This window comes from Nocardioides aromaticivorans, from assembly GCF_013408525.1.
Classification (GTDB): domain Bacteria; phylum Actinomycetota; class Actinomycetes; order Propionibacteriales; family Nocardioidaceae; genus Nocardioides; species Nocardioides aromaticivorans.
In genome coordinates this window covers 4697214-4720934 of record NZ_JACBZM010000001.1, presented here as the reverse complement: position 1 = coordinate 4720934, position 23721 = coordinate 4697214, and the positions used below count along the sequence as shown (strand labels likewise).

Sequence of the window (23721 nt, the reverse complement as noted above, 5' to 3'; positions counted from 1 at the left end):
CGGGGCATTATCGGCACACTTGTGTTGTGGAAATGCCGACCGAGAGCGACCAGCCGACGCGCCAGCGCGTCGCGCAGTCGATCCTGGTCAACGGCCCGTCCACCGCGGCGGCGCTCGCGGAGCGCCTCCGGCTCACCCCGGCCGCCGTCCGCCGCCACCTCGACCAGCTCCTCGCTGACGGGGCGGTCGAGCAGCGGGACCCGCGGCCGGTCGGCTCGCGCGGTCGTGGTCGCCCGGCCAAGGTGTTCGCCCTGACCGAGCACGGACGCGACCTCTTCGACCAGCAGTACGACGACCTCGCCACCGAGGCCCTGCGCTTCCTGGCCGAGACGGGCGGAGCCGAGGCGGTGAAGGCGTTCGCCGACCGGCGCGCCACCTTCATCGAGCGGCGCTTCCCCGAGGTCCAGGCCGCCCACCCGGAAGCCTCGCCGGCGCAGGTGCTGGCGATGGTCTTCTCCGACGAGGGCTACGCCGCCGCCGTCCGTGAATTGCCCGTCGTGGGGGAGCAGCTGTGCCAGCAGCACTGCCCGGTCTCCCACGTCGCCCACGAGTTCCCCCAGCTGTGCGAGGCCGAGACCGAGGCGATCAGCCGGGTCCTCGGCACCCACGTCCAGCGCCTGGCCACCATCGCCCACGGTGACGGGGTGTGCACCACGTGCATCCCCGACGCAGGCATCAACAAGAAGGAGCAGGTCTCATGACCTCGATCGAAGAGCTGAACCCCGAGCTCAAGGGAATCGGTCGCTACGACTTCGGCTGGTCCGACAAGAACGACGTCGGCGCCAACGCCAAGCGTGGCCTCAACGAGGACGTCGTCCGCGACATCTCCTCGAAGAAGAGCGAGCCGGGCTGGATGCTCGACCTGCGCCTGAAGGGCCTCAAGCTCTTCGACCGCAAGCCGATGCCGACCTGGGGCTCCGACCTCAGCGCGATCGACTTCGACAACATCAAGTACTTCGTGCGGTCCACGGAGAAGCAGGCCCAGAGCTGGGAGGACCTGCCCGAGGACATCAAGAACACCTACGACAAGCTCGGCATCCCGGAGGCGGAGAAGCAGCGCCTCGTCGCCGGTGTCGCCGCGCAGTACGAGTCGGAGGTCGTCTACCACCAGATCCGCGAGGACCTGGAGGAGCAGGGCGTCATCTTCCTCGACACCGACACCGCGCTGAAGGAGCACGAGGAGCTCTTCAAGGAGTACTTCGGCACCGTCATCCCGGTCGGCGACAACAAGTTCTCCGCGCTCAACACCTCGGTGTGGTCCGGCGGCTCGTTCATCTACGTCCCGAAGGGTGTCCACGTCGACATCCCGCTGCAGGCCTACTTCCGGATCAACACCGAGAACATGGGCCAGTTCGAGCGGACGCTGATCATCGTCGACGAGGACGCCTACGTGCACTACGTCGAGGGCTGCACCGCGCCGATCTACTCGTCCGACTCGCTGCACTCCGCGGTCGTCGAGATCATCGTGAAGAAGGGCGGCCGCTGCCGCTACACGACCATCCAGAACTGGTCGAACAACGTCTACAACCTCGTCACCAAGCGCGCGGTCTGCGAGGCCGGCGCGACGATGGAGTGGGTCGACGGCAACATCGGCTCCAAGGTCACGATGAAGTACCCCGCCGTCTACCTCATGGGCGAGCACGCAAAGGGCGAGACCCTGTCGATCGCGTTCGCGGGCGAGGGCCAGCACCAGGACGCGGGCGCCAAGATGGTGCACGCGGCCCCGCACACCTCGTCCAGCATCCTGAGCAAGTCGGTGGCGCGCGGCGGTGGCCGTACGTCGTACCGCGGCCTGATCCAGGTCAACGAGGGCGCCTACGGCTCGAAGTCCAACGTGCTGTGCGACGCGCTGCTGGTCGACCAGATCAGCCGCTCGGACACCTACCCCTACGTCGACATCCGCGAGGACGACGTGTCGATGGGCCACGAGGCGTCGGTCTCGAAGGTCTCCGACGACCAGCTGTTCTACCTCATGTCGCGTGGCATGGAGCAGGACGAGGCGATGGCGATGATCGTGCGCGGCTTCGTGGAGCCGATCGCGAAGGAGCTCCCGATGGAGTACGCCCTCGAGCTGAACCGACTGATCGAACTGCAGATGGAGGGTGCTGTCGGATGACGGCGGAAGTGCTGGAGAACGCGCTCGAGAAGGTCGAGTCGCACCTCCACCCCGAAGGTTCCTTCGACGTCGACGCCCACGAGGTGCCGACCGGTCGCGAGGAGATCTGGCGGTTCACCCCGCTCAAGCGGCTGCGCGACGTCCACAAGGACGCGGCGCTGGACGGCTCGTCGTTCAAGGTCGAGGCCGACCTCGCCGACGGCGTCACCGCGCAGAGCGTCGCGGCCGCCGACTCCCGCCGCGGGACGTCGGGCTTCATCCCGCTCGACCGGATCTCCGCGCGCGCCTGGGAGGCCGCGACCTCGGTCTACGAGGTCGACATCCCCGAGGACGCCGTCGTCGAGGGTGCCTCGACGATCCGGCTGACCGGCACGGGCACCGACCACGCGACCGCCGCCCACCTGCTGGTGCGCGCCGGCCGGTTCAGCAAGGCGACCGTGGTCGTCGTCTACTCCGGCTCCGCGACCTGGGCCGAGAACATCGAGGTCGTCGTCGAGGACGGCGCCGACCTGACGTTCGTGACGGTCCAGGACTGGGACGACGACGCCGTCCACGTCGTCAGCCAGCGGGCCCGGATCGGCCGCGACGCCGCGCTCAAGCACGTCGCCGTCACCTTCGGTGGCGACGTCGTCCGCAGCGACAGCACGGCCGACTACGCCGGTCCCGGCGGGTCCTACGAGGGCCTCGGCCTCTATTTCGCCGACGCCGGCCAGCACATCGAGCACCGGCTGTTCGTCGACCACACGGCGCCGCGCACGAAGTCGCACGTCGTCTACAAGGGCGCGCTCCAGGGCGAGAAGGCGCACACCGTGTGGATCGGCAACGTGCTGATCCGCAAGGTCGCCGAGGGCATCGAGACCTACGAGGAGAATCGCAACCTGGTCCTCTCCGACGGCTGCCAGGCCGACTCGGTCCCCAACCTCGAGATCGAGACCGGCGAGATCGAGGGCGCGGGCCACGCGTCGGCGACCGCCCGCTTCGACGACGAGCAGCTCTTCTACCTCCGCTCGCGCGGTGTCTCCGAGAAGGAGGCGCAGCGCCTGGTCGTGCACGGCTTCTTCAACGACGTGATCCGCAAGATCGACGTCCCGGAGATCGAGGAGAAGCTCCTCACCACCGTCGAGGCCGAGCTCGCGAAGAACGTCCTGCGCGAGGCCGCGCTGTGACGTTCGAACGAGTCGCAGCGCTCGCCGACGTACCGGACGACGAGGCCCTCGCGGTCACCGTCGACCGGTACGACGTCGCGATCGCCCGCGACGGCGACGAGGTCTTCGCCCTGCAGGACCTCTGCTCGCACGCTGCCGTGCAGCTGAGCGAGGGCGAGGTCGCCGACTGCACCGTCGAGTGCTGGCTGCACGGGTCGACCTTCGACCTGCGCACCGGCAAGCCCACCAGCCTCCCGGCGACCGAACCGGTCGCCACCTTCCCTGTCGAAGTGCGTGACGGCGAGATCTACGTCGACGTCACCACGACCCTGAATGGAGTCACCCCCGCATGAGCACCCTCGAGATCAAGAACCTGCAGGTGTCGGTCGACACCGAGGACGGCGCCAAGGAGATCCTCAAGGGCGTCACGCTGACCATCAAGGACGGCGAGACCCACGCGATCATGGGCCCCAACGGCTCGGGCAAGTCGACCACGGCGTACTCCATCGCGGGGCACCCGAAGTACACCGTCACCGGTGGCGAGGTCCTCCTCGACGGCGAGAACGTGCTCGAGATGAGCGTCGACGAGCGCGCCCGCGCCGGCCTGTTCCTCGCGATGCAGTACCCCGTCGAGGTCCCCGGCGTCTCGATGTCGAACTTCCTGCGCACCGCCAAGACCGCCCTCGACGGCGAGGCGCCCAAGCTGCGCACCTGGGTCAAGGACGTCAACGGCGCCCTGGACCGGATGAAGCTCGACACCCAGTTCTCCAGCCGCTCGGTCAACGAGGGCTTCTCCGGCGGTGAGAAGAAGCGCGCCGAGATCGCCCAGCTCGACCTGCTCGACCCGAAGTTCGCGATCCTCGACGAGATCGACTCCGGCCTCGACATCGACGCGCTCAAGGTCGTCTCGGACGGCATCAACGGCTACGCCGCGCGCGAGGGCAAGGGCCTGCTGCTGATCACGCACTACACCCGCATCCTGCGCTACGTGAAGCCCGACGTGGTCCACGTGTTCGTCGACGGCCGGATCGCCGAGTCCGGCGGTCCCGAGCTGGCCGACGAGCTCGAGGCCAGCGGCTACGAGCGGTTCACCACCGGCGCGGCGGTCTGACCATGTCCCTCGAAGGCCTGCTCCCCGAGCTGGCGGTCATCCGCAAGGACTTCCCGATCCTCGAGCGCACGCTCGCGGGCGGGTTGCCCCTGGTCTACCTCGACAGCGCGAACACCTCGCAGAAGCCGCAGGTGGTGATCGACACGATGGTCGACCACCTCGAGCGGCACAACGCGAACATCGCGCGGGCGATGCACCAGCTCGGCGCGGAGTCGACCGAGGCCTTCGAGGCGGCCCGCGACCGGGTGGCGGCCTTCATCGGCGCCCCCGACCGCGACGAGGTGATCTTCACCAAGAACGCCTCCGAGGCGCTCAACCTGGTCGCGAACACGCTGGCCTGGGCCGGCGAGCGGCAGGTGGGTCCGGGTGACGAGGTCGTCATCACCGAGATGGAGCACCACTCCAACATCGTTCCGTGGCAGCTGCTCACGCAGCGCACCGGCGCGACGCTGCGGTGGTTCGGCCTCACCGACGACGGTCGTCTCGACCTGTCGACGATCGACGAGATGATCAACGAGCGCACCAAGGTCGTCTCGCTGACCTGGGTGTCCAACATGCTCGGCACGATCAACCCGATCGCCGAGATCACCCGCAAGGCGCACGCTGTCGGCGCGATCGTCGTCGTCGACGCGTCGCAGGCCGCGCCGCAGCTGCCGATCGACATCGCGGCCATGCCCGCTGACGAGCGACCGGACCTGGTCGCCTTCACCGGACACAAGGTCGTCGGACCGACCGGTATCGGCGTGCTCTGGGGCGCCCGCGCCGTCCTCGACCAGCTGCCACCGTTCCTCGGCGGTGGCGAGATGATCGAGACGGTCCGGATGGAGGCGTCGACGTACGCCGGCATCCCGCACAAGTTCGAGGCCGGCACTCCGCCGATCGTCGAGGCGATCGGCCTCGGCGCCGCGGTCGACTACCTCGGCCACATCGGCATGGAGGCGATCCACCGCCACGAGCAGGCCATCACCGGCTACGCGCTGGAGGGCCTGCAGTCGGTCAAGGGCCTCACGGTCCTCGGACCGCTCGACGCGGCCTCCCGCGGTGGTGCGATCTCGTTCGAGCTCGACGGCGTGCACCCGCACGACATCGCGCAGGTGCTCGACAGCCGCGGCGTCGCCGTGCGGGCCGGCCACCACTGCGCGAAGCCCGCCCACGCGCGCTTCGGCGTGCAGAGCTCGACGCGGATGTCGTCGTACCTCTACACCGAGCCGCGGGAGATCGACGCCCTCGTCGAGGCGCTGGAATACACCCGCTCGTACTTCAAGTTGGACTGACGATGACCACCGCACACGGTCAGGACCTGGACGCGCTCTACCAGGAGATCATCCTCGACCACTACAAGAACCCCCACGGCAAGGGCCTGCGCGAGGCCCACGAGGCCGAGGTCCACCACGTCAACCCCACCTGCGGCGACGAGGTGACGCTGCGCGTCCACCTCCACGACGGTGTGGTCGAGGACGTGTCGTACGACGCCGTCGGCTGCTCGATCTCGCAGGCGTCCGCGTCGGTGCTCTACGACCTCGTGGTCGGCAAGAGCGTCGACGAGGCGATGGAGATCCACCAGGAGTTCCTGACCCTGATGCAGGGCAAGGGCACGGTCGAGCCGGACGAGGACGTCCTCGAGGACGGCATCGCCTTCGCCGGCGTGGCGAAGTTCCCCGCGCGCGTGAAGTGCGCGCTGCTGTCGTGGATGGCATGGAAGGACGCGACGGCCCAGGTCGTCGCCAGCGGAGCAGACGGAGACGAGAAGGCATGAGCGAGCACGCCCACGACCACTCCCACGACGGGCACTCCCACGACGGGCACGACCACAGCCACCACGGCCACGGTCACGGCCACCACGACGACCTGCCGCACGTGCCCGAGGCCGCCGGCCTCGCCGAGTCGAGCACCAACGCCTCCACGAGCGTCGCCCTCGCGGACATCGAGGAGGCCATGAAGGACGTGGTCGACCCCGAGCTCGGCATCAACGTCGTCGACCTCGGCCTCGTCTACGGCATGCACGTCGACGAGGGCACCAACCTCGTCCTCGACATGACCCTCACGTCCGCGGCCTGCCCGCTGACCGACGTGATCACCGACCAGACCAACAGCGCCCTCGAGGGCCTGGTCAACGACGTCGCGATCAACTGGGTCTGGATGCCGCCGTGGGGCCCCGACAAGATCACGCCCGACGGCCGCGAGCAGCTGCGCGCGCTCGGCTTCAACGTCTGAGCCAGCCGGCCGCGAGGAACGAGCGGTCGGCGTGGGGCGAAGAGGTTGAGGGATCGTCCGGCTGAGCCTGCGAGGCCGGAACCGATCGTCTCGAAACCTGAGGCCAGTCGGCCGCGAGGGACGAGCGGTCGGCGTGGGGCGAAGAGGTTGAGAACCGATCGTCTCGAAACCTCAGGAGCAGCGGCCCGGCCGGCTCCCGTAGCGCCACGAGAAGCTGACCAGCACGTCGCCCTCGGGCCCCTGCCCGAACAGGCGCACCCGGTAGGTGCCGCGGTGGCGCGGCGGTGCGAGGTCGTAGCGCTGCGCCGTGACCCGGGTCGGCACCCGGCGCACCCGGCAGCCGTCGCGGCGCGGGTGCGCGAAGCTGGTCAGCGTCGCGCTCCAGCGCCAGCCGGGACGGCCGAACCAGAACCGGATCGGCCGGCTGCGCGCCACCTTCGGCAGGTCCGCCCGGGACGGCTCGATCCCGTCGCTGCACAGCGCCGAGCCGATCTCGCCCTCGCCCGAGCTCTCCGGCGGAGCCGTCCAGCAGAAGGTGGTCGCCCGGAGCCGCACCATCCTGCTCGGCAGCAGCAGCACGACGGGTGAGGGCGTCGCCGACCACGTGTACGACGGCGTGCCGGTGCTCGCTGTCGCGGACCCGCCGTTCGGGAGGGTCAGCGCGGCGAGCGCCAGCAGGACGAGCGCGACGACGACGCGACGGGGGAGCATCCCTGGATCGTAGGCTCGACCCGACCCGTGCGTGGGCGGAACGGGGACCGTCGGATCGAGGACTGCCCGGCCCGGGCTCAGGCGAAGCGCTCGTCGGTGTAGGTCCGGAGGTTCCTCAGGAAGCGCCGGAAGACGGCGTTCATGACCGGCTTGCCCAGCGGCATGCCGAGGCGCGAGGGTCCGCGGACGTCGAGGGCGAGGGTCCAGGTGAGCCGGCAGCCGGTCGGGGTCGCGACGACGTCGTACCGCTCGGCGAAGGCCTTGACGGTGCGCGTGGACGCCTCGTTGAACCGGAAGGACATCATCCTCGGTGGCTCCCACGCGAGGAACTCCTCGTCGCCCACGAGCCCGCCGCGCATGGTGACCGTCCGGCGCGTTCCCGTGCCGCGCGGCTCCGGGGTGGTCCAGACCACCTTCGTGATGACGCTCGCCCAGCGCGGCCAGGCGTCGGCGTCGGCCAGCACCTCGAAGAGCTGCTCCGGCGTGACGGCGAGCTCGACGCTGTTGGCGTAGCGGTGGGGAGCGGTCTCGACGAAGTCGATCCCGACGCGCTCGCAGGGGTGCATCCGGGCCATGGCAGCAGACTAGAACACGTTCTCGTGAACGGACTGCCGGTACCGTCGGCGCGTGCCCGAGGTCCTCGTCCCAGTCGCCCGCTGGCCCCGGTGGCTCGCCAACTTCGAGGCGTCCCACGGACCCGCGACGATCGAGGTCGCTGCCGGCGGTCTGCGGGGGAGCGCTCCCGACGGGTCGCGGTTCGTGGCCCACCTCCCCTTCTCCACCGGGTACGACGGACCGCCCGATCCCGCTGCCTTCGCCGATGCGGTCGCCGCGCCAGCCGGCTGGGGAGTCCTGCTCGTGCGCAAGGGCGGCTTCGCGGCGGCCCGCATCGAGCGGGGCACGGTGGTCGCATCGAAGACGGGCCAGCGCCACGTCCAGGGCCGCACGAAGGCCGGAGGCCAGTCGCAGCAGCGGTTCGCGCGCCGCCGGGCGAACCAGGCGCGCGAGGCGTTCGAGGCAGCGGCCGACCACGCCGTCCGGGTGCTGGAGGGCGTCGAGGTGGTCGTCGCCGGCGGCGACCGGGCCGCGGTCGCCGAGGTGCTGGCCGACCGGAGGCTGGGGTCGGTGCGCGTGGTGGGCCCGTGGTTCGCCGTACCCGATCCGCGGCGGGCGGTGCTGGAGCAGGTCGTCCGGGACGCGGAGTCGCTGGTGGTCGACGTGGAGAACGCCGCCGGTCCGGGTGTCAGAGCTCCAGGGTCATGAACACGCTGTTGGGGTCGGGCGCGTAGCCCTCGAACGGCCCGCACTCGCGGAAGCCTCGGGTGGAGTAGAGGGTCCGGGCCGCGACGAAGTAGTCCTCCGCGCCGGTCTCCAGGCTGATCCGCGCGTGCCCGCGCTCGCGGGCCTCGGCCAGGACGTGGTCCAGCAGCAGGCCGGCCACGCCCCGGCGGCGGGCCGCCGTGGCGGTGCGCATCGACTTGATCTCGGCGTGCTCGCCCGAGATCGCCTTCAGGGCGACGCAGCCGAGCAGGGTGTCGCCGTCCCGCGCGGTCCAGAAGGTGATCGACGGGACCGTCAGCGCGTCGGGGTCGAGGGCGTGCACGCTCTCGGGCGGCGAGGTGGCGTACATGTCGGCGAGGTGCTCCTCGAGGAGCGCCAGCACGTCGGGACGGCGGGGGTCGTCGACCTGGATCTGCACGGGGCCATCCTGCCGCGGGGCGGAGGTCACCACGGCGCCGGGTCCTTCGTCCCCACCCCGTCGGCGCGGGCCCCTGCGGAAGGATTCGAGGTCTAGCCTCGGGACGTGGACGACAGCACGACGCCCGTCATCGAGATCCGCGACCTGGTGAAGACCTTCGGCAGCTTCCGCGCCCTCGACGAGCTGGACCTGTCGGTGGCGCCGGGGGAGGTGCACGGCTTCCTGGGCCCGAACGGGGCCGGGAAGTCCACGACGATCCGGGTGCTGCTCGGCCTCCTGCGCAGGGACTCCGGGGACGTGCGGCTGCTCGGCGGCGACCCGTGGGGCGACGCGGCGTCGCTGCACCGGCGCCTCGCCTACGTGCCCGGCGACGTCAGCCTCTGGCCGAACCTCAGCGGCGGCGAGACGCTCGACCTGCTGATCCGGATGCGCGGCGCCGACCCGCGCACGTCGCGCCGCGACGAGCTGGTCGAGCGGTTCGGGCTCGACCCGACCAAGCGCGGGCGCGCCTACTCCAAGGGCAACCGCCAGAAGGTGGCGCTCGTGGCGGCCTTCGCCACCGACCCGGACCTGTTGATCCTCGACGAGCCCACCTCGGGCCTCGATCCGCTCATGGAGCAGGTGTTCAACGACTGCGTGGCCGAGCAGACCGCCCGCGGCGCCACCGTTCTGCTCTCCAGCCACATCCTCAGCGAGGTCGAGCGCCTGGCCGACCGGGTGACGATCATCCGCGAGGGCCGGGTGGTGGAGACCGGCACCCTGGCCTCGCTGCGGCACCTGCAGCGGACCCGGCTGGTGGCGGGACTCTCCGGCGCCGTACCCGACCTGTCGGGGCGGCCCGGCGTCCACGACGTCACGGTGGACGGCGCCCAGCTCTCCTGCACCGTCGACGCCGACGCGCTGCCCGGCGTCCTTGCCGAGCTCACGGCTGCCGGCATCACCAGCCTGACCAGCAGCCCGCCGAGCCTCGAGGAGCTCTTCCTCGACGCCTACCGCGACCGCGCCGGCGCCGGGCGATGAGCACGACCGCGGGCTGGCGGCTGCTGCTGCGCCTGGCCCTGCGTCGCGACCGCGTTCCTGCCGGGGTCTGGATCGCCGTGCTGGTCATGATGAGCGTCGCCTCGGCCGCCGCGACGCCCAGCCTGTACGCCGACCAGGCCGCCCGGGTCCACGCCGCAGAGGCCCTCAACGCCAGCCCCGCCATCGTCGCGCTCTACGGCCCCGTGCTGGACGTGACGAGCGAGGGTGAGCTCGCCATGACCAAGATGACCGTCCTGTACGCCGTCTTCGTCGCCGTGCTGTTCGTCGTGGTCGTCCGCCGGCACACCCGGGTGGAGGAGGAGAGCAGCCGGACCGAGCTCGTCGGCGGCACGGCCGTCGGACGCAACGCGCCGCTCGCGGCGGTGGCCGTCGAGGCGCTGCTGCTCGCCGTCGCCCTCGGCGCGCTGACTGCGGTCGGCAACACCCTGAGCGGTCTCTCCGCGACGGGCTCGGTGGCGTTCGGAGGGCTCTGGGCCGGCACCGGCCTGGTCGCCGCCGGGATCGGCGCTGTCACCGCGCAGCTCTCCGCCGGCGCGCGCACCTGCGCGGGCTTCGCGGCCGGCGTGATCGGCGTGGCCTTCGTCCTCCGGGCCGCCGGCGACACCGGCCCGCAGTGGCTGAGCTGGCTCTCGCCGCTCGGGTGGAACACCCAGGTCGGCGCGTACGGCGACACCCGCTGGTGGCTGCTCGCGGCGTACCCCGTCCTGGCGCTCGTCCTCGGTGCGGTCGCGGTCGCGCTCCGGGCGCGCCGCGACCTCGGCTCCGGCCTGCTCGCCGCCCGCCCGGGACCGGCGACGGGCTCACCCCGGCTGGCCGACGCCTTCGCGCTGGCGGTCCGCACCAGCGGCACGACGCTCGTGCTGTGGACGCTGGCGGCCGGCGTCATGGGGGTCGTCTTCGGGATGATCGCGCCGGGGATCGGCGACCTGCTGGACTCCGAGACCGCCCAGTCGATCATCGACGAGCTCGGCGGCGAGCTCGTCGCGGCGATCCTGTCGGTGGTCGCCGTCGTGCTGACCTACTTCGCCGCGACCGTCGTCGCGCACACCGCCCGCGACGAGACCGACGGCCGGGCCGAGCTGGTCCTCGCCACCGGCACCAGCCGCGCGCCCTGGTTCGGTGCCTCGCTGCTCCTCGCGCTCGTGGGCACCGCACTGCTCCTCGCGGTCACCGGCCTCGGCCTCTGGATCGGGTACGTCGCCGCCGACGGTCCCGGGATCGGCAACCTGCTCGTGGCGGCCCTCGCGTGGGTGCCGGCCGCGTGGGTGGTCGGGGCGCTCGCCGTCCTCTCCCTCGCCTGGGGAACCCGGTGGGCAGTGCTCGCGTGGGTGTGGCCGGCCGCGTTCATGGTGCTCGCGCTGATGGGCGACCTGCTCCAGCTCCCGGCGTGGGTGACCGACCTGTCGCCGTACGCACACGTGCCGGCGGTGCCCTCCGAACCGTGGAGCTGGGGGAGCGCCACGGCACTGAGCGCGGTCGCCGCGGGACTCCTCGTCGTGGCGTGGTGGCGCTTCCGCGAGCGTGACATCCACTAGATGGGGCACCGCATCCACTAGTTTCGGCCCCATGTGGCAGCCCGAGCCCGACTGGGTGGCGCTCCCGGGAGGATCCGGGACGTCCACCGTCGGTGTGTGGCGCACGGCCCTCGGCGGCCGACCGGTCGTGGTCAAGCGTCTCGGCAGGCCCGAGCCCGGCGACCCCGGCATCCTCTCCGAGCGCGGCCACGTGGCGTACTGGCGTCGGGAGGCCGACGTGCTCGAGACCGGCCTCACGGCGGGCACGCCGGGGCTGCGCGCCGCCGGTGCCTCCGTCGAGGAGGACGACGACGGCATCACGATCACCCGCGACTGGGTGGAGGACGCCGCGTCGAGCGGGCTCTTCCTGGCCCTCTCCGTCGGCCGCTTCGCCGGCGCCGCGCTCGGGCACCCGACCTTCCTGGCGAACGACCTGATGCGCAACCGCCTCGACCGGGTGGCGCGGCGCGGCGGCTGGCCGACCCTCGCCCGGACCACCGTCGCCGACATCGCCGAGCACCTGTGGACCCGCCGCGAGCTGATGCTGACCCTCCTCGACGGACTGCCGCAGGTGCTCCAGCACGGCGACCCCACGCCGCTGAACCTGCCGGGTCGCGAGGGCGACGACGCGCTCGCGATCGACTGGGGCACCCTCGGCCACGGCCCGGTCGGCGGCGACCTCGGCTACCTGTCGCTGTCGTCGCGCGAGGAGTTCGAGCCGCTGCTCGACGCCTACCTGCTCGGGCTGCCGACCGCCACCGCCGACCGTGACACCGTCGTCCTCGGCGCCCGGGTGGTCGCGGTCTACACGGCGCTCAGCCGCGCGGAGTGGGCGCTGGCGCGGGTCGCGACCGGCGAGGGAGCGCTGGCGGCGAAGTACCGGCATCCGGCCGTCGCGCCCCACCTGCGCACGCTGCAGCGGACGTTCGGGCACATGGAGGCGCTGCTCGAGCTGTGACCCGCGGGGCCGGTCGAATGGTTGCGGTTTGGTCCCAAACCACAACATCTCGGGCCGGATCTCTGCGGTTTGGGACCAAACCGCAGCGTCTCCGGGTCCCGGCGGCAGCGCGGCGGGAGGCGCGACGGCAGCTTGCTGCCTCCCGTCATCGCGCCGGAGACGCGCTCGCCCGAATGGTCAGACCCGGTCGACGGAGAACGTGTCGCAGGCGTCGCGGCTGCCCTGCTCGTAGCCGACCATGAACCACTTCTTGCGCTGCTCGGAGGAGCCGTGGGTCCAGGCCTCCTCGTCGACGCGACCGCCGCTGCGCTTCTGGATGTAGTCGTCGCCGACGGCCTTGGCGGCCTCGATGGCCTGGTCGATGTCCTCCTGCGTCAGACCCTCGATGAGCGGCTCACCGGCGGCGTCCTCGGTGGACTCGGCGTGGTTGGCCCACAGCCCGGCGTAGCAGTCGGCCTGCAGCTCGAGGCGGACGCTGCCGCTCTGCGGGCCGTTCTGGCCGCGGCGGCTCGCCTCGGTCATGAAGCCGAGCAGGTTCGAGATGTGGTGGCCGTACTCGTGCGCCAGCACGTAGAACTCGACGAAGCTGCCGTCCGGCCCGCCGAGCTGGCCCTCGAGGACGTCGTCGAAGAAGGTGGTGTCGAGGTAGATCGTCTCGTCGGAGGGGCAGTAGAACGGGCCGACGTCGCTCGACGCGGCGCCGCAGCCGGTGTTCACGGACCCGGTGAAGGTGACCATCGCCTCCTCGGGACGGAACTTGCCACCCAGCTCGGACCCCCAGTAGTCGGTCAGTGAGTTCTCGATCGCGACCCGGGCGCAGTCCTGGCTCTTGTTGGCGTCCTCGCCGGTCTTGCAGTTCGCGTAGCGGTCGGAGCCGTCCTGGGCGTCGCTGAGCCGCGAGGGGGAGTACACGGAGCCGAGCCCGCCGGTCCCGCCGTCGCCGCCGAGCCCGAGGTCGATGCCCGCGCAGCGCGCGACCACGAACAGCACGACCAGCAGGATGATGCCGCCGATGCCGCCCCTGCCCGTCGGGATCGGGAGGCGCATCCCGCCGCCGCCGAGTCCGCCGCCCCCCATGCCGCCGCCACCGCCGCTCCCGGCGTCACGAACCCGAGATTGGTCGAGGCGGGCCTTCGGATTGAATCGCACCACGGTCAGCACCCTATGCCAGCACCGCGCGGTTTAGGGGGAGCGAGAGGCGCGGTGGGAGAATCGACCCGTCATGATCACTGCGCACCAGCTCGAGGTCCGCGTCGGTGCGCGGCTCCTCATGGAGAACGTCAGCTTCCGCGTCGGCCCCGGCGACAAGGTCGGCCTCGTCGGCCGCAACGGCGCCGGCAAGACGACCCTCACCAAGGTCCTCGCCGGCGACGTCCTGCCTGCCAACGGCTCGGTGACCAACAGCGGTGAGCTCGGCTACCTCCCGCAGGACCCCCGCGTGGGCGACCCCGAGGTGATCGTCCGCGACCGGATCCTCTCGGCGCGCGGCCTCGACGACGCCGTACGACGGATGCGGGCCGCCGAGGTCGCGATGGCCTCCGACGACCCGAACGAGCGGGACAAGGCGTTCCGCAAGTTCCAGCGGGCGCAGGACGAGCTCGACGCCGGCGGTGGGTACGCCGCCGAGACGGAGGCGCTCCAGATCGCGCAGAGCCTCGGCATCCCCGACCGCCTGATGGAGCAGCCGCTCGGCACGCTCTCCGGTGGCCAGCGGCGCCGCGTGGAGCTCGCGCGGATCCTCTTCTCCAGCGCCGAGGTGCTGATCCTCGACGAGCCCACCAACCACCTCGACGCCGACTCGATCACGTGGCTGCGCGACTGGATGAAGTCGTACAAGGGCGGGTTCATCGTCATCTCCCACGACAACGCCCTGCTCGAGGAGACCGTCAACAAGGTCTACCACCTCGACGCCAACCGGGCCGTCATCGACGTCTACAACATGGGCTGGAAGAACTACCTCACCCAGCGCGAGACCGACGAGGCCCGCCGCAAGCGCGAGCTGATGAACGCGCAGAACAAGGCCAAGACGCTCACCGACCAGGCCAACAAGATGCGCGCCAAGGCCACCAAGGCCAGCGCCGCCCAGCAGATGCTCAAGCGGGCGGAGAAGCTCCTCGACGGGGTCGAGGGCGAGCGGCAGTCCGACAAGGTCGCGGCGATCAAGTTCCCGACGCCGGCCGCCTGCGGCCGGACGCCGCTGTCGGCCCACGACCTCTCCAAGTCGTACGGCGCCCTGGAGATCTTCACCGCCGTCGACCTGGCCATCGACAAGGGCTCCCGAGTGGTCATCCTGGGCCTCAACGGCGCCGGCAAGACCACGATGCTGCGGATCCTCGCGGGCGTCGACAAGCCGGACACCGGCGAGGTCGTGGCCGGTCACGGCCTCAAGGTCGGCTACTACGCCCAGGAGCACGAGACGCTCGACGTCGGGCGGACGGTGCTCGACAACATGCAGTCGGCGGCGCCGCAGCTGACCGACACCGAGGCCCGCTCGGTGCTGGGCTCCTTCCTGTTCTCGGGCGACGACGTCCACAAGCCGGCGGGCGTGCTGTCCGGTGGCGAGAAGACCCGGCTCGCGCTGGCGTCGCTGGTCGTGTCGGCCGCCAACGTGCTGCTCCTCGACGAGCCGACGAACAACCTCGACCCCGCCTCTCGCGAGGAGGTGCTCAACGCGATCCGCCGCTACGAGGGCGCGATCGTGCTGGTCACCCACGACGAGGGCGCGGTCCACGCCCTCGAGCCCGACCGGGTGCTCATCCTCCCGGACGGGGTCGAGGACCTCTGGAGCGCCGACTACGCGGACCTGGTCGCGCTGGCGTAGTCCTATTCCGTGGCGATCGCGGCCAGCACGTTGAGCCGGGCGGCGCGGATCGCGGGGATGACGGCGGCGAGCACGCCGACGACGATCGCGATCACGAGGAAGAGCACCAGCTGTCCGACCGGGAGGCCGAGGCTGGTCAGGTCGTCCTTCAGCACCCGTTGCAGCAGTACGCCGATCAGCAGGCCGAGCGCCATGCCGAGCACCGCGCCGAGCACCGCGATCGTGACCGACTCGAGCATGATCATCCGGCGCAGCTTGGCCCGGCTCATGCCGACGGCCCGCAGCAGGCCGATCTCACGGGTGCGCTCGATGACGCTGAGGCCGAGGGTGTTCACGATGCCGATGACGGCGATCACGATCGCCAGCGCCAGCAGCCCGTAGATCATGTAGAGCAGCTGGTTGACCTGACCGCGGATCTGGTCGGAGAACTCCTCCTTGTCGTAGACGCCGACGATCGGCACCGACTTCGCGGCGTCGTCGACGGCGTCCCGGACCGTGCTGGAGTCGGCGCCCGGCTCCAGCAGGATGCTGATCGAGGTGTCCTGCCGCAGCACGCCCACCTCGGCCAGCTGGTCGAGCGGCACGTTGACCTCGGACGCCACCTCGGTGTCGTCGACGATCCCGACGACCTCGGGCGTCAGCTTCTTCCCGCCCTGGAAGGCGAGCGGCAACGTGTCGCCGACGGACAGGTGGTGCTTCTCGGCGAAGTCCGTGCCGATGAAGGCCTGGTCGCCGCTGATCCGCTCGGTACCGTCCAGCACGTCGAGGTGGTAGATCGACCCGAACTCCGGGTCGATCCCGGTGATGTAGGCCGCCTTGCCGTCGTACTGCGCCGTGGTGAACTGCTGGCGGCTCATCGTGCCCACCCCGTCGACCTGGGCGATCCGGTCGCCCACCTCGGTGGAGAAGGGCAGGAAGGTCGTGCTCTGCACCAGCAGGTCGGCGGTGAACTGCTCGTCCACCACGTCGTCGACGGACTTGTTGAGCGAGGCTGCGAGCACGCCGATCGTGGAGACGAGGGCGAGCCCGATCATCAGTGCCGACGCGGTGGCGCCGGTGCGGCGCGGGTCGCGCAGCGCGTTCTCACCCGCGAGGCGCCCGGTGGTCCCGAAGACGCCGGCGAACAGGCCGCGGCACAGCGCCAGGACCGGCTTGCCGATGATCGAGCTGGTGGCGGCGACGGTGAGGATCCACAGCACCGCCCCGATTCCGATCAGGAGCGCGTTGGACTGCGCCAGCCCGGCGACCGCGAACCCGGCGCCGATGGCGAGGAGCGCCGCCCCGATGACGGTACGACGCCGCAGGGATGCGCGCTCGGGCGCGACGTCGGACCGCATGGCGGCGACCGGGGCGACCTTGCCGGCCCGCCAGCTCGGCAGGAAGGCGGCCACCATGGTGACGCCGATGCCGACGACATAGCTGAGGATCGTCGCCTTCGACGTCAGGTCGAGCGCGTCGCCGGAGATGTCGAGGCCGACGCTGCGGAAGAGCGCGGCGAGGGCACGCGCGAGCAGGAGCCCCAGCCCGATGGCGAGCGTCGACGACACGACCGACAGCACGAAGGCCTCGACGAGAACGGAGCGCATCACCTGGCCGCGGGAGGCCCCGAGCGCGCGGAGCAGCGCGAGCTCGCGGGTTCGCTGGGCGATCAGGATCGAGAAGGTGTTGACGATGATGAAGCCGCCGACGATGACGGCGATGATCGCGAAGACGGTCAGGAAGGTCTTGATCACGTCGAGGAAGCTGCCGACGGCGTCCTGCGACTCCTCGGCCACCTTGTCGCCGGTGACTGCCTCGAAGCCGTCCGGGAGCACGGTCGAGGCGGCGTCGGCGAGCTCGCGCTGGGTGACACCGGGTGCGGCCGTGAGGCTGATCCGGTTGTAGACGTCCTTGCCCTGGAAGAACAGGTCCTGCGCACCCTCGGTCGAGAAGACCAGGAGGGTGGCGCCCGCCGTACCGCCTCCGTTGAACTCGGCCGTGCCGACCAGCGTCGCGGTGCGTTCGAGGACGCCGAAGGGCGCGAGGAGCTTGACCTCGTCGCCGATCCGGTAGTCGCCCGCCTCGGCGGCGCCCTCGTCGAGGACGATCTCGTCCTTGCCCTGCGGCCAGCGACCGCCCTTGAGCAGCAGGATTTCGTCGCCGGCCATGTTGGGGCCGTCGTGGTAGTTGAAGGCCAGCGTCGGCGCGCCGGTGCCACCGACGAGCGTGCCGTCCTTCGCGAGCAGGCTCATGCCGCCGGCGTTGATGTCACCGTCCGCGCGGGCGACCTCGGGCAGGGCCGCGAGCGCCTCCACCGTGTCCGGCGTCATCGCCTGGGCGGACTGCCCGGACACGCCGCCGCTGAACTCGTCGGTGTCCTGTGCGCGGACGACTCCGTCGGGCGTCGAGCCGTAGATGATCCCGTCGAAGGTCGTGGACAGCCCGTTGCTGAAGACCAGCACGCCGGACAGGAAGGCCACGCCGATCACGATCGCCAGCCCGCTCATCACGAGCCGGACCTTGCGGGCGAGGAGGTTGCGCAGGGTCAGGCGCAGCATCTCAGGCCTTCCCGCGCGCAGCGGCGTCCTGCAGGGAGGTCATGTGCTCGAGAATCTGCTCGCGCTCCGGCTTGCGGAGCTCGTCGACGATCCGGCCGTCGGCGAGGAAAACGACGCGGTCGCAGTACGACGCCGCGACGGCGTCGTGGGTGACCATCACGATCGTCTGGCCGAACTCGTCCACGCTCCGGCGCAGGAAGGACAGCACCTCGGCGCCGGACGTGCTGTCGAGGTTGCCGGTCGGCTCGTCGGCGAAGACGATCTCCGGCTTGCTCACCAGGGCGCGGGCGCAGGCGACGCGCTGCTGCTGGCCGCCGGACATCTCGGCGGGCCGGTGGCCGAGCCGGTCGCGCAGGCCGACGGTGTCGACGACCGTGTCGAACCACTGCTGGTCGGGCTTGCGCCCGGCGAGGCTGAGCGGGAGCAGGATGTTCTCCCGGGCCGAGAGCGTGGGGACCAGGTTGAAGGCCTGGAAGACGAAGCCGATCTCGTCGCGGCGCAGCGCCGTGAGCGCCTTGTCGCGCAGCCGGGAGAGCTCTGTGTCGCCGATGACGACCTGCCCCGACGTGGGGGTGTCCAGGGCGGCCAGGCAATGCATCAGGGTGGACTTGCCGGAGCCGGAGGGGCCCATGATCGCCGTGAACTCACCGGCCGCGAGGTCGATCGACACGCCGTCGAGGGCACGGACCTCGGAGTCGCCCGAGCCGTAGACCTTGCGGAGGTCGATGGCCCGGGCCGCGGCGCGGGACGGAGGGACGGACGGGGGGACAGAGGTCGTGGGGGCGGCGCTCATGGCACCACCCTGCCAGTCGCCACGGACCCCCGGCATCAGGATTGACCCCGAGTCGTCCCCGAGAGATGGCGTGGGAGGTCGCGCGGGAGGTGACCCGGCGCCCGTAGGGTGTGCGCATGGCGCAGGCGCGGTTCGTGGGGGCCATCGACCAGGGCACCACCAGCACCCGGTTCATGGTGTTCGACCACCAGGGCAGGGAGGTGGCGCGGCACCAGCTGGAGCACGTGCAGGTCCTGCCGCGGGCCGGCTGGGTGGAGCACAACCCGGTCGAGATCTGGGAGCGCACCTCCGCCGTCGTGAAGACCGCGCTGGGCAAGGCGCGCCTCGACGCGGCGGACCTGGCGGCGGTCGGGATCACGAACCAGCGCGAGACCACCATCGTCTGGGACCGCCGGACCGGACGGCCGCTGCACAACGCCATCGTGTGGCAGGACACCCGGACCGACGCGATCGCGGCGGCGCTGGACCGCGACGGCCGCGGCGACGTGATCCGCCACCGCGCGGGGCTGCCGCCGGCGACGTACTTCTCGGGCGGCAAGCTGCAGTGGATCCTGGAGAACGTCCCGGGCGCGCGGGAGGCGGCCGAGCGCGGTGACGCACTGTTCGGCACCCCCGACACCTGGGTGCTGTGGAACCTCACCGGCGGGCCGGACGGAGGAGTCCACGTCACCGACGTGACCAACGCCAGCCGCACGATGCTGATGGACCTCGAGACGCTGCAGTGGGACGACGAGCTGCTGGGCTTCTTCGGCGTCCCGCGCGCCATGCTGCCGGAGATCCGGGAGTCCTCGGCCACCACGCCCTTCGGTACGACGCTGCGCAGCGGCCCCTTCGGCGGCGAGGTCCCGATCACGGGCATCCTCGGCGACCAGCAGGCGGCCACGGTCGGACAGGTCTGCTTCGCTCCCGGCGAGGCGAAGAACACCTACGGCACGGGCAACTTCATGCTGCTCAACACCGGCACGGAGATCGTGCGTTCGAAGGCCGGGCTGCTGACCACGCCGGCCTACCAGCTCGGTGACCAGCCCTGCGTCTACGCCCTCGAGGGATCGATCGCGGTCACCGGCTCGGCCGTGCAGTGGCTGCGCGACCAGCTCGGCATCATCAGCGGGGCATCGGAGTCGGAGTCGCTCGCCCGGCAGGTCGAGGACAACGGCGGGGTCTACTTCGTGCCCGCGTTCTCGGGCCTGTTCGCGCCCTACTGGCGCTCGGACGCCCGCGGTGCGATCGTCGGGCTCTCCCGCTTCAACACCAACGCCCACGTCGCCCGGGCGACGCTGGAGGCGATCTGCTACCAGTCGCGTGACGTCGTCGAGGCGATGTGCAGCGACTCGGGCGTCGAGCTCGGCGTGCTCAAGGTCGACGGCGGCGTGACGATGAACAGCCTCTGCATGCAGATCCAGGCCGACGTCCTCGGCGTACCGGTGAGCCGGCCGGTCGTGCCGGAGACGACCGCGCTCGGAGCGGCGTACGCCGCGGGCCTGTCGGTCGGCTACTGGTCGTCGACCGACGAGCTGCGGGAGAACTGGCAGGAGGACACCCGCTGGGAGCCCCAGTGGGACGAGGACCGGCGTACAGCGGGGTACGCGCAGTGGAAGAAGGCAGTCCAGCGAACCCTCGACTGGGTGGATGTGGAGACCGACCGATGAAGCCCGCAGCACTTTCCCCGCGCGCCCGCTCGGCAGCGCTGAAGAAGCTCGGCAGCCAGCACTTCGACGTCCTCGTCATCGGCGGGGGAGTCGTGGGTGCCGGCGCCGCCCTCGATGCCGCCACGCGCGGCCTGTCCGTCGGGCTCGTCGAGGCCCGCGACTTCGCGTCCGGGACGTCGAGCCGCAGCTCCAAGCTGATCCACGGCGGCCTGCGCTACCTGGAGATGATGGACTTCCGCCTCGTCGCTGAGGCGCTCAAGGAGCGCGGCCTGCTCATGCAGCGCCTCGCGCCGCACCTGGTGCGCCCGGTGCCCTTCCTCTACCCGCTCAACGGCCGCGGCTGGGAGCGCTGGTACGCCGGCAGCGGCGTCGCGCTGTACGACGCGATGTCCAGGGCCAGCGGGTACGGCGACGGCCTGCCGCTGCACCGCCACCTGACCCGGCACGGGGCGCGCAAGGTGTTCCCGTCGCTGCGCAAGGACGCCCTGGTCGGCGCGATCCGCTACTACGACGCCCAGGTGGACGACGCCCGGCACACGATGTTCCTGGCCCGCACGGCCGCGACGTACGGCGCCGCGGTGGCCTCCCGCACCCGCGTCCTCGGCCTGATCAAGGAGAGCGAGCGCGTCGTCGGCGCGTCGGTCATCGACCTGGAGACCGGGCGCCGCTTCGACATCCGCGCCTCCCAGGTCATCAACGCCACCGGTGTGTGGACCGACGAGACGCAGGGGATGGCGCGCGAGCGCGGGCAGTTCAAGGTGCGTGCCAGCAAGGGCATCCACCTGGTCGTGCCGCGCGACCGGATCCGGGGCGAGACCGGGCTCATCCTGCGCACGGAGAAGTCCGTGCTCTTCGTGATCCCGTGGAAGCGGCACTGGATCATCGGCACCACCGACACCGACTGGGAGCTCTCGAAGGACCACCCGGCGGCCAGCTCCAGCGACATCGACTACCTGCTCGCCCACGTCAACGACGTGCTCGAGGTGCCGTTGACCCGCGACGACGTCGAGGGCGTCTTCGCCGGCCTCCGGCCGCTGCTCGCGGGTGAGTCCGAGGCGACGTCGAAGCTGTCGCGCGAGCACGCGGTCGCGCACAGCGTGCCGGGGCTCGTCGTGGTCGCCGGCGGCAAGTACACGACCTACCGGGTGATGGCCGCCGACGCCGTCGACGAGGCGGTCCACGGCCTGGAGACCGTGCTCGGGCGCAAGTCGGGGGAGTGCGTCACCGAGAACATCCCACTGGTCGGGGCCGACGGCTACCACGCGCTGTGGAACCAGCGCCGCACCCTCGCCACCCAGTCCGGCCTCGCGATCAACCGCATCGAGCACCTGCTCGAGCGCTACGGCTCGCTGGTGCTGGAGGTGCTCGACCTGATCGCCGCCGAGCCGGACCTCGCCGAGCCGCTGCCGGGCGCCGAGGACTACCTGCAGGCCGAGGCCGTGTACGCCGTCACGCACGAGGGTGCCCGCCACCTCGACGACATCCTCACCCGGCGGATGCGGATCTCCTTCGAGACCTTCGACCGCGGCGTCGCGGCCGCACCGCACGTGGCCGAGCTGGTCCGCGGCTACCTCCAGTGGGACGTCGACCAGACCAAGCGCGAGCTGGAGCACTACCTGAAGCGGGTCGAGGCCGAGCGCGAGAGCCAGCGCCAGCCCGACGACCACACGGCCGACGCCGCGCGGAAGGGCGCCCCGGACGTCGTACCGGTGTCCCGGATCGCGGAGGAGCTCGAGAACAACGACGACATGATGGAGACCAGCTGATGGACCTCGGGGTTCGCGACCACGTCTACCTGCTCACCGGCGCCACCCGCGGGCTCGGGCACGCCACCGCCGAGGCGCTGGTCGCCGACGGCGCGCGAGTGGTCGTCTCCGGGCGACGACAGGAGTCGGTCGACGCGGCCGTCGCCGCGCTGGAAGCCGTCGGTGGGGCCGGGTGCGCCGTCGGCGTGGTCGCCGACAACGCGGCGCCGGACTCCGCCGACCGGCTCGTCGCGGCGGCGAAGGACGCCTGGGGCCGGCTCGACGGCGTCCTCGTCAGCGTCGGCGGCCCGCCGGGCGGCAAGGTCACCGACATGACCGACGAGCAGTGGCTCGCCGCCTTCGACTCGGTCTTCCTCGGCGCCGTCCGGCTGGCCCGTACGACGGCCGCCGCGCTCGGCGAGGGCGGCTCGATCGCGTTCGTGCTGTCCACCAGCGTGCGCCAGCCGATCGCCGGTCTCGCCATCTCGAACGGCCTCCGGCCCGGGCTGGCGATGGTGGCGAAGAACCTCGCCGACGAGCTCGGCCCGCGGGGGATCCGCGTCAACGGGCTCCTCCCGGGGCGGATCGCGACGGAGCGGGTGGCCGAGCTGGACGCCTCGACCGGCGACGCGGAGGCCTCGAAGGCAGCCGCCGTCGCGCAGATCCCGCTCGGGCGCTACGGCCGGCCGGAGGAGTTCGGCCGGGTGGCGGCGTTCCTGCTCTCGCCCGTCGCGTCGTTCCTGTCCGGGGTGATGGTGCCGGTCGACGGCGGGATGTCGCGCGGGCTCTGAGCCGCGCGTCGGTCCTCGTCCTCGTCGTCGGTGCGCCGGGAGAACGGTCCGCGGGCCTTCCGCTGCGGGCGCCGGTCGCCGCGGCGACCGTTCTTGCGCTCGTCCCAGGCGAGATAGGCGAAGCCGCCGACGCCGAGCACCCCGAAGAACCACCACTGGAGGCCGTAGAAGAAGTGCGGGCCCTCGCCGAGCTCGGGGAGCTCGACCGGTGCGAGCGCCTCGTCCGGGGCCGGGTCCTCGGCCTTGAGCGCCACGAAGCCGGTGAGGACCGGGGTGTCGATCGCGTCGCCGATCCTCTCGCTGGAGATCGCCCGGGTCGAGTGACCCACGATCTCCGTGCTGTCGCCCTCGCCGTCGGCGCGGACCCAGCCGGTGACGGTGACCTCGCCCTCCGGAGGGGCGGGCAGCTCGTCGGCGCCGATCTCGGGGTCGTCGGTGGCGAACCAGCCCCGGTCGACCACGACGGCGGTGCCGTCGGCGGTCACGAGCGGGACGACGACCTCGACGCCGGGGGCGCCCTTGCGGGTGCGGTAGCGCACGACGATGGTCTCCTCGGCGTCGTACACGCCGGTGGCGGTGACCAGCCGCCACTCGTCGCTCTCGGCGACGTCCTTGCCGGGGGCGAGGACGTCGGTCACCGGGATCGGCTCGCGGCTCTCGTTGGCGACGACATAGGCGTTGCGCTCCTTGCGGTCCTCGAGCCGGCCGAACTGCCACTCGCCGAGCCACCACGTGCCGTAGCCGACCACGATGATGGCGAGGAAGAAGAGCACCCAGCGCCTGCTGAGCAGGAATCGCCAGGAGGCCAGCCACGATCGCACCCGACAAAGGTAGGACCAGCCTGGTTCCAACCAGTAGGCGGCCTAGGATGGTGGG

Annotated in this window: 23 protein-coding genes; 16 read left to right on the top strand and 7 right to left on the bottom strand. The window is 71.3% G+C overall.

The annotated features are described in order from the left end of the window. The first annotated feature begins 32 nt into the window (after positions 1-32). From BJ993_RS22665 to BJ993_RS26200, 8 genes are all read left to right on the top strand, one after another. Positions 33-701 (top strand): helix-turn-helix transcriptional regulator, encoded by a 669-nt coding sequence (locus BJ993_RS22665; RefSeq protein ID WP_179651399.1) that lies wholly within the window; start codon positions 33-35, stop codon positions 699-701. Then, positions 698-2116, top strand: a complete 1419-nt coding sequence (sufB, locus tag BJ993_RS22660) for a Fe-S cluster assembly protein SufB (protein WP_036545902.1) — start codon at positions 698-700, stop codon at positions 2114-2116. The genes BJ993_RS22665 and sufB overlap by 4 nt, the downstream gene beginning before the upstream one ends. Continuing rightward, the gene (gene sufD / locus BJ993_RS22655) at positions 2113-3282 is read left to right on the top strand and encodes a Fe-S cluster assembly protein SufD (protein ID WP_179651397.1); all 1170 of its coding nucleotides are present in this window, start codon (positions 2113-2115) and stop codon (positions 3280-3282) included. Before sufB ends, sufD begins: the two co-directional genes overlap by 4 nt. Beyond that, positions 3279-3614, top strand: a complete 336-nt coding sequence (locus BJ993_RS22650) for a non-heme iron oxygenase ferredoxin subunit (protein ID WP_179651395.1) — start codon at positions 3279-3281, stop codon at positions 3612-3614. The genes sufD and BJ993_RS22650 overlap by 4 nt, the downstream gene beginning before the upstream one ends. After that, positions 3611-4372, top strand: coding sequence for a Fe-S cluster assembly ATPase SufC (gene sufC / locus BJ993_RS22645; RefSeq protein WP_179651393.1), 762 nt, complete (start codon positions 3611-3613; stop codon positions 4370-4372). Before BJ993_RS22650 ends, sufC begins: the two co-directional genes overlap by 4 nt. 2 nt (positions 4373-4374) lie before the next feature. Continuing rightward, a complete protein-coding gene (locus BJ993_RS22640; RefSeq protein ID WP_179651391.1) occupies positions 4375-5646 on the top strand; it encodes a cysteine desulfurase in 1272 nt (423 codons plus the stop codon). A 2-nt stretch (positions 5647-5648) separates the two neighbouring features. Beyond that, positions 5649-6128, top strand: coding sequence for a Fe-S cluster assembly sulfur transfer protein SufU (gene sufU / locus BJ993_RS22635; protein WP_036545892.1), 480 nt, complete (start codon positions 5649-5651; stop codon positions 6126-6128). A 167-nt stretch (positions 6129-6295) separates the two neighbouring features. After that, on the top strand, positions 6296-6586 hold the full coding sequence (locus BJ993_RS26200) for a metal-sulfur cluster assembly factor (protein ID WP_277987709.1): 291 nt from the start codon (positions 6296-6298) through the stop codon (positions 6584-6586). A gap of 171 nt (positions 6587-6757) precedes the next feature. On the opposite strand, the gene BJ993_RS22625 is transcribed toward BJ993_RS26200, so the two are convergent. Next, positions 6758-7297, bottom strand: coding sequence for a hypothetical protein (locus tag BJ993_RS22625; RefSeq protein WP_179651386.1), 540 nt, complete (start codon positions 7295-7297; stop codon positions 6758-6760). 77 nt (positions 7298-7374) lie between these two features. Beyond that, a complete protein-coding gene (locus BJ993_RS22620; RefSeq protein WP_218864775.1) occupies positions 7375-7872 on the bottom strand; it encodes an SRPBCC family protein in 498 nt (165 codons plus the stop codon). A 52-nt stretch (positions 7873-7924) separates the two neighbouring features. On the opposite strand from BJ993_RS22620, the gene BJ993_RS22615 reads away from it, so the two are divergent. Then, the gene (locus BJ993_RS22615; RefSeq protein WP_179651385.1) at positions 7925-8560 is read left to right on the top strand and encodes an acVLRF1 family peptidyl-tRNA hydrolase; all 636 of its coding nucleotides are present in this window, start codon (positions 7925-7927) and stop codon (positions 8558-8560) included. On the opposite strand, the gene BJ993_RS22610 is transcribed toward BJ993_RS22615, so the two are convergent. Continuing rightward, on the bottom strand, positions 8541-8996 hold the full coding sequence (locus BJ993_RS22610) for a GNAT family N-acetyltransferase (RefSeq protein ID WP_308645682.1): 456 nt from the start codon (positions 8994-8996) through the stop codon (positions 8541-8543). The genes BJ993_RS22615 and BJ993_RS22610 overlap by 20 nt on opposite strands. Before the next feature lie 105 nt (positions 8997-9101). Here BJ993_RS22610 and BJ993_RS22605 point away from each other — a divergent pair, with 105 nt between their 5' ends. The 3 genes from BJ993_RS22605 to BJ993_RS22595 are packed head-to-tail and all read left to right on the top strand — an operon-like array spanning position 9102 to position 12509. Continuing rightward, on the top strand, positions 9102-10016 hold the full coding sequence (locus BJ993_RS22605) for an ABC transporter ATP-binding protein (RefSeq protein ID WP_308645681.1): 915 nt from the start codon (positions 9102-9104) through the stop codon (positions 10014-10016). Continuing rightward, a complete protein-coding gene (locus BJ993_RS22600) occupies positions 10013-11572 on the top strand; it encodes an ABC transporter permease (RefSeq protein ID WP_179651383.1) in 1560 nt (519 codons plus the stop codon). The genes BJ993_RS22605 and BJ993_RS22600 overlap by 4 nt, the downstream gene beginning before the upstream one ends. A 31-nt stretch (positions 11573-11603) precedes the next feature. Then, positions 11604-12509 (top strand): phosphotransferase, encoded by a 906-nt coding sequence (locus BJ993_RS22595; protein WP_179651381.1) that lies wholly within the window; start codon positions 11604-11606, stop codon positions 12507-12509. 177 nt (positions 12510-12686) lie between these two features. Here BJ993_RS22595 and ypfJ read toward each other — a convergent pair whose 3' ends face one another. Continuing rightward, positions 12687-13661, bottom strand: coding sequence for a KPN_02809 family neutral zinc metallopeptidase (ypfJ, locus tag BJ993_RS22590; RefSeq protein ID WP_308645680.1), 975 nt, complete (start codon positions 13659-13661; stop codon positions 12687-12689). 70 nt (positions 13662-13731) lie between these two features. On the opposite strand from ypfJ, the gene abc-f reads away from it, so the two are divergent. Beyond that, positions 13732-15330 (top strand): ribosomal protection-like ABC-F family protein, encoded by a 1599-nt coding sequence (abc-f, locus tag BJ993_RS22585; protein WP_179651379.1) that lies wholly within the window; start codon positions 13732-13734, stop codon positions 15328-15330. A gap of 2 nt (positions 15331-15332) precedes the next feature. Here abc-f and BJ993_RS22580 read toward each other — a convergent pair whose 3' ends face one another. Then, positions 15333-17867: an ABC transporter permease gene (locus tag BJ993_RS22580; protein WP_179651377.1), complete on the bottom strand. Its 2535-nt coding sequence runs from the start codon at positions 17865-17867 to the stop codon at positions 15333-15335. Position 17868: 1 nt separating this feature from the next. Beyond that, a complete protein-coding gene (locus BJ993_RS22575) occupies positions 17869-18660 on the bottom strand; it encodes an ABC transporter ATP-binding protein (protein ID WP_036546283.1) in 792 nt (263 codons plus the stop codon). 116 nt (positions 18661-18776) lie between these two features. On the opposite strand from BJ993_RS22575, the gene glpK reads away from it, so the two are divergent. Genes glpK through BJ993_RS22560 form a run of 3 tightly spaced genes read left to right on the top strand, consistent with a single transcriptional unit; the run spans position 18777 to position 22845 of the window. Further along, positions 18777-20309 (top strand): glycerol kinase GlpK, encoded by a 1533-nt coding sequence (gene glpK / locus BJ993_RS22570; RefSeq protein WP_036545874.1) that lies wholly within the window; start codon positions 18777-18779, stop codon positions 20307-20309. Then, positions 20306-22075, top strand: coding sequence for a glycerol-3-phosphate dehydrogenase/oxidase (locus BJ993_RS22565; protein ID WP_051932294.1), 1770 nt, complete (start codon positions 20306-20308; stop codon positions 22073-22075). Before glpK ends, BJ993_RS22565 begins: the two co-directional genes overlap by 4 nt. Continuing rightward, positions 22075-22845, top strand: coding sequence for an SDR family oxidoreductase (locus BJ993_RS22560; RefSeq protein ID WP_179651375.1), 771 nt, complete (start codon positions 22075-22077; stop codon positions 22843-22845). Before BJ993_RS22565 ends, BJ993_RS22560 begins: the two co-directional genes overlap by 1 nt. On the opposite strand, the gene BJ993_RS22555 is transcribed toward BJ993_RS22560, so the two are convergent. After that, on the bottom strand, positions 22731-23666 hold the full coding sequence (locus tag BJ993_RS22555; protein WP_308645679.1) for an SURF1 family cytochrome oxidase biogenesis protein: 936 nt from the start codon (positions 23664-23666) through the stop codon (positions 22731-22733). The two genes, BJ993_RS22560 and BJ993_RS22555, sit on opposite strands and share 115 nt — an antisense overlap. Positions 23667-23721: the final 55 nt, after the last annotated feature.

Bases quoted from the DNA above. Each gene is read 5' to 3' on its own strand.
- BJ993_RS22665 (WP_179651399.1), top strand. From the start codon at position 33: ATGCCGACCGAGAGCGACCAGCCGACGCGCCAGCGCGTCGCGCAGTCG.
- sufB (WP_036545902.1), top strand. From the start codon at position 698: ATGACCTCGATCGAAGAGCTGAACCCCGAGCTCAAGGGAATCGGTCGC.
- sufD (WP_179651397.1), top strand. From the start codon at position 2,113: ATGACGGCGGAAGTGCTGGAGAACGCGCTCGAGAAGGTCGAGTCGCAC.
- sufC (WP_179651393.1), top strand. From the start codon at position 3,611: ATGAGCACCCTCGAGATCAAGAACCTGCAGGTGTCGGTCGACACCGAG.
- BJ993_RS22640 (WP_179651391.1), top strand. From the start codon at position 4,375: ATGTCCCTCGAAGGCCTGCTCCCCGAGCTGGCGGTCATCCGCAAGGAC.
- sufU (WP_036545892.1), top strand. From the start codon at position 5,649: ATGACCACCGCACACGGTCAGGACCTGGACGCGCTCTACCAGGAGATC.
- BJ993_RS22625 (WP_179651386.1), bottom strand. From the start codon at position 7,297: ATGCTCCCCCGTCGCGTCGTCGTCGCGCTCGTCCTGCTGGCGCTCGCC.
- BJ993_RS22620 (WP_218864775.1), bottom strand. From the start codon at position 7,872: ATGGCCCGGATGCACCCCTGCGAGCGCGTCGGGATCGACTTCGTCGAG.
- BJ993_RS22600 (WP_179651383.1), top strand. From the start codon at position 10,013: ATGAGCACGACCGCGGGCTGGCGGCTGCTGCTGCGCCTGGCCCTGCGT.
- BJ993_RS22595 (WP_179651381.1), top strand. From the start codon at position 11,604: ATGTGGCAGCCCGAGCCCGACTGGGTGGCGCTCCCGGGAGGATCCGGG.
- abc-f (WP_179651379.1), top strand. From the start codon at position 13,732: ATGATCACTGCGCACCAGCTCGAGGTCCGCGTCGGTGCGCGGCTCCTC.
- BJ993_RS22580 (WP_179651377.1), bottom strand. From the start codon at position 17,867: ATGCTGCGCCTGACCCTGCGCAACCTCCTCGCCCGCAAGGTCCGGCTC.
- BJ993_RS22575 (WP_036546283.1), bottom strand. From the start codon at position 18,660: ATGAGCGCCGCCCCCACGACCTCTGTCCCCCCGTCCGTCCCTCCGTCC.
- glpK (WP_036545874.1), top strand. From the start codon at position 18,777: ATGGCGCAGGCGCGGTTCGTGGGGGCCATCGACCAGGGCACCACCAGC.
- BJ993_RS22565 (WP_051932294.1), top strand. From the start codon at position 20,306: ATGAAGCCCGCAGCACTTTCCCCGCGCGCCCGCTCGGCAGCGCTGAAG.
- BJ993_RS22560 (WP_179651375.1), top strand. From the start codon at position 22,075: ATGGACCTCGGGGTTCGCGACCACGTCTACCTGCTCACCGGCGCCACC.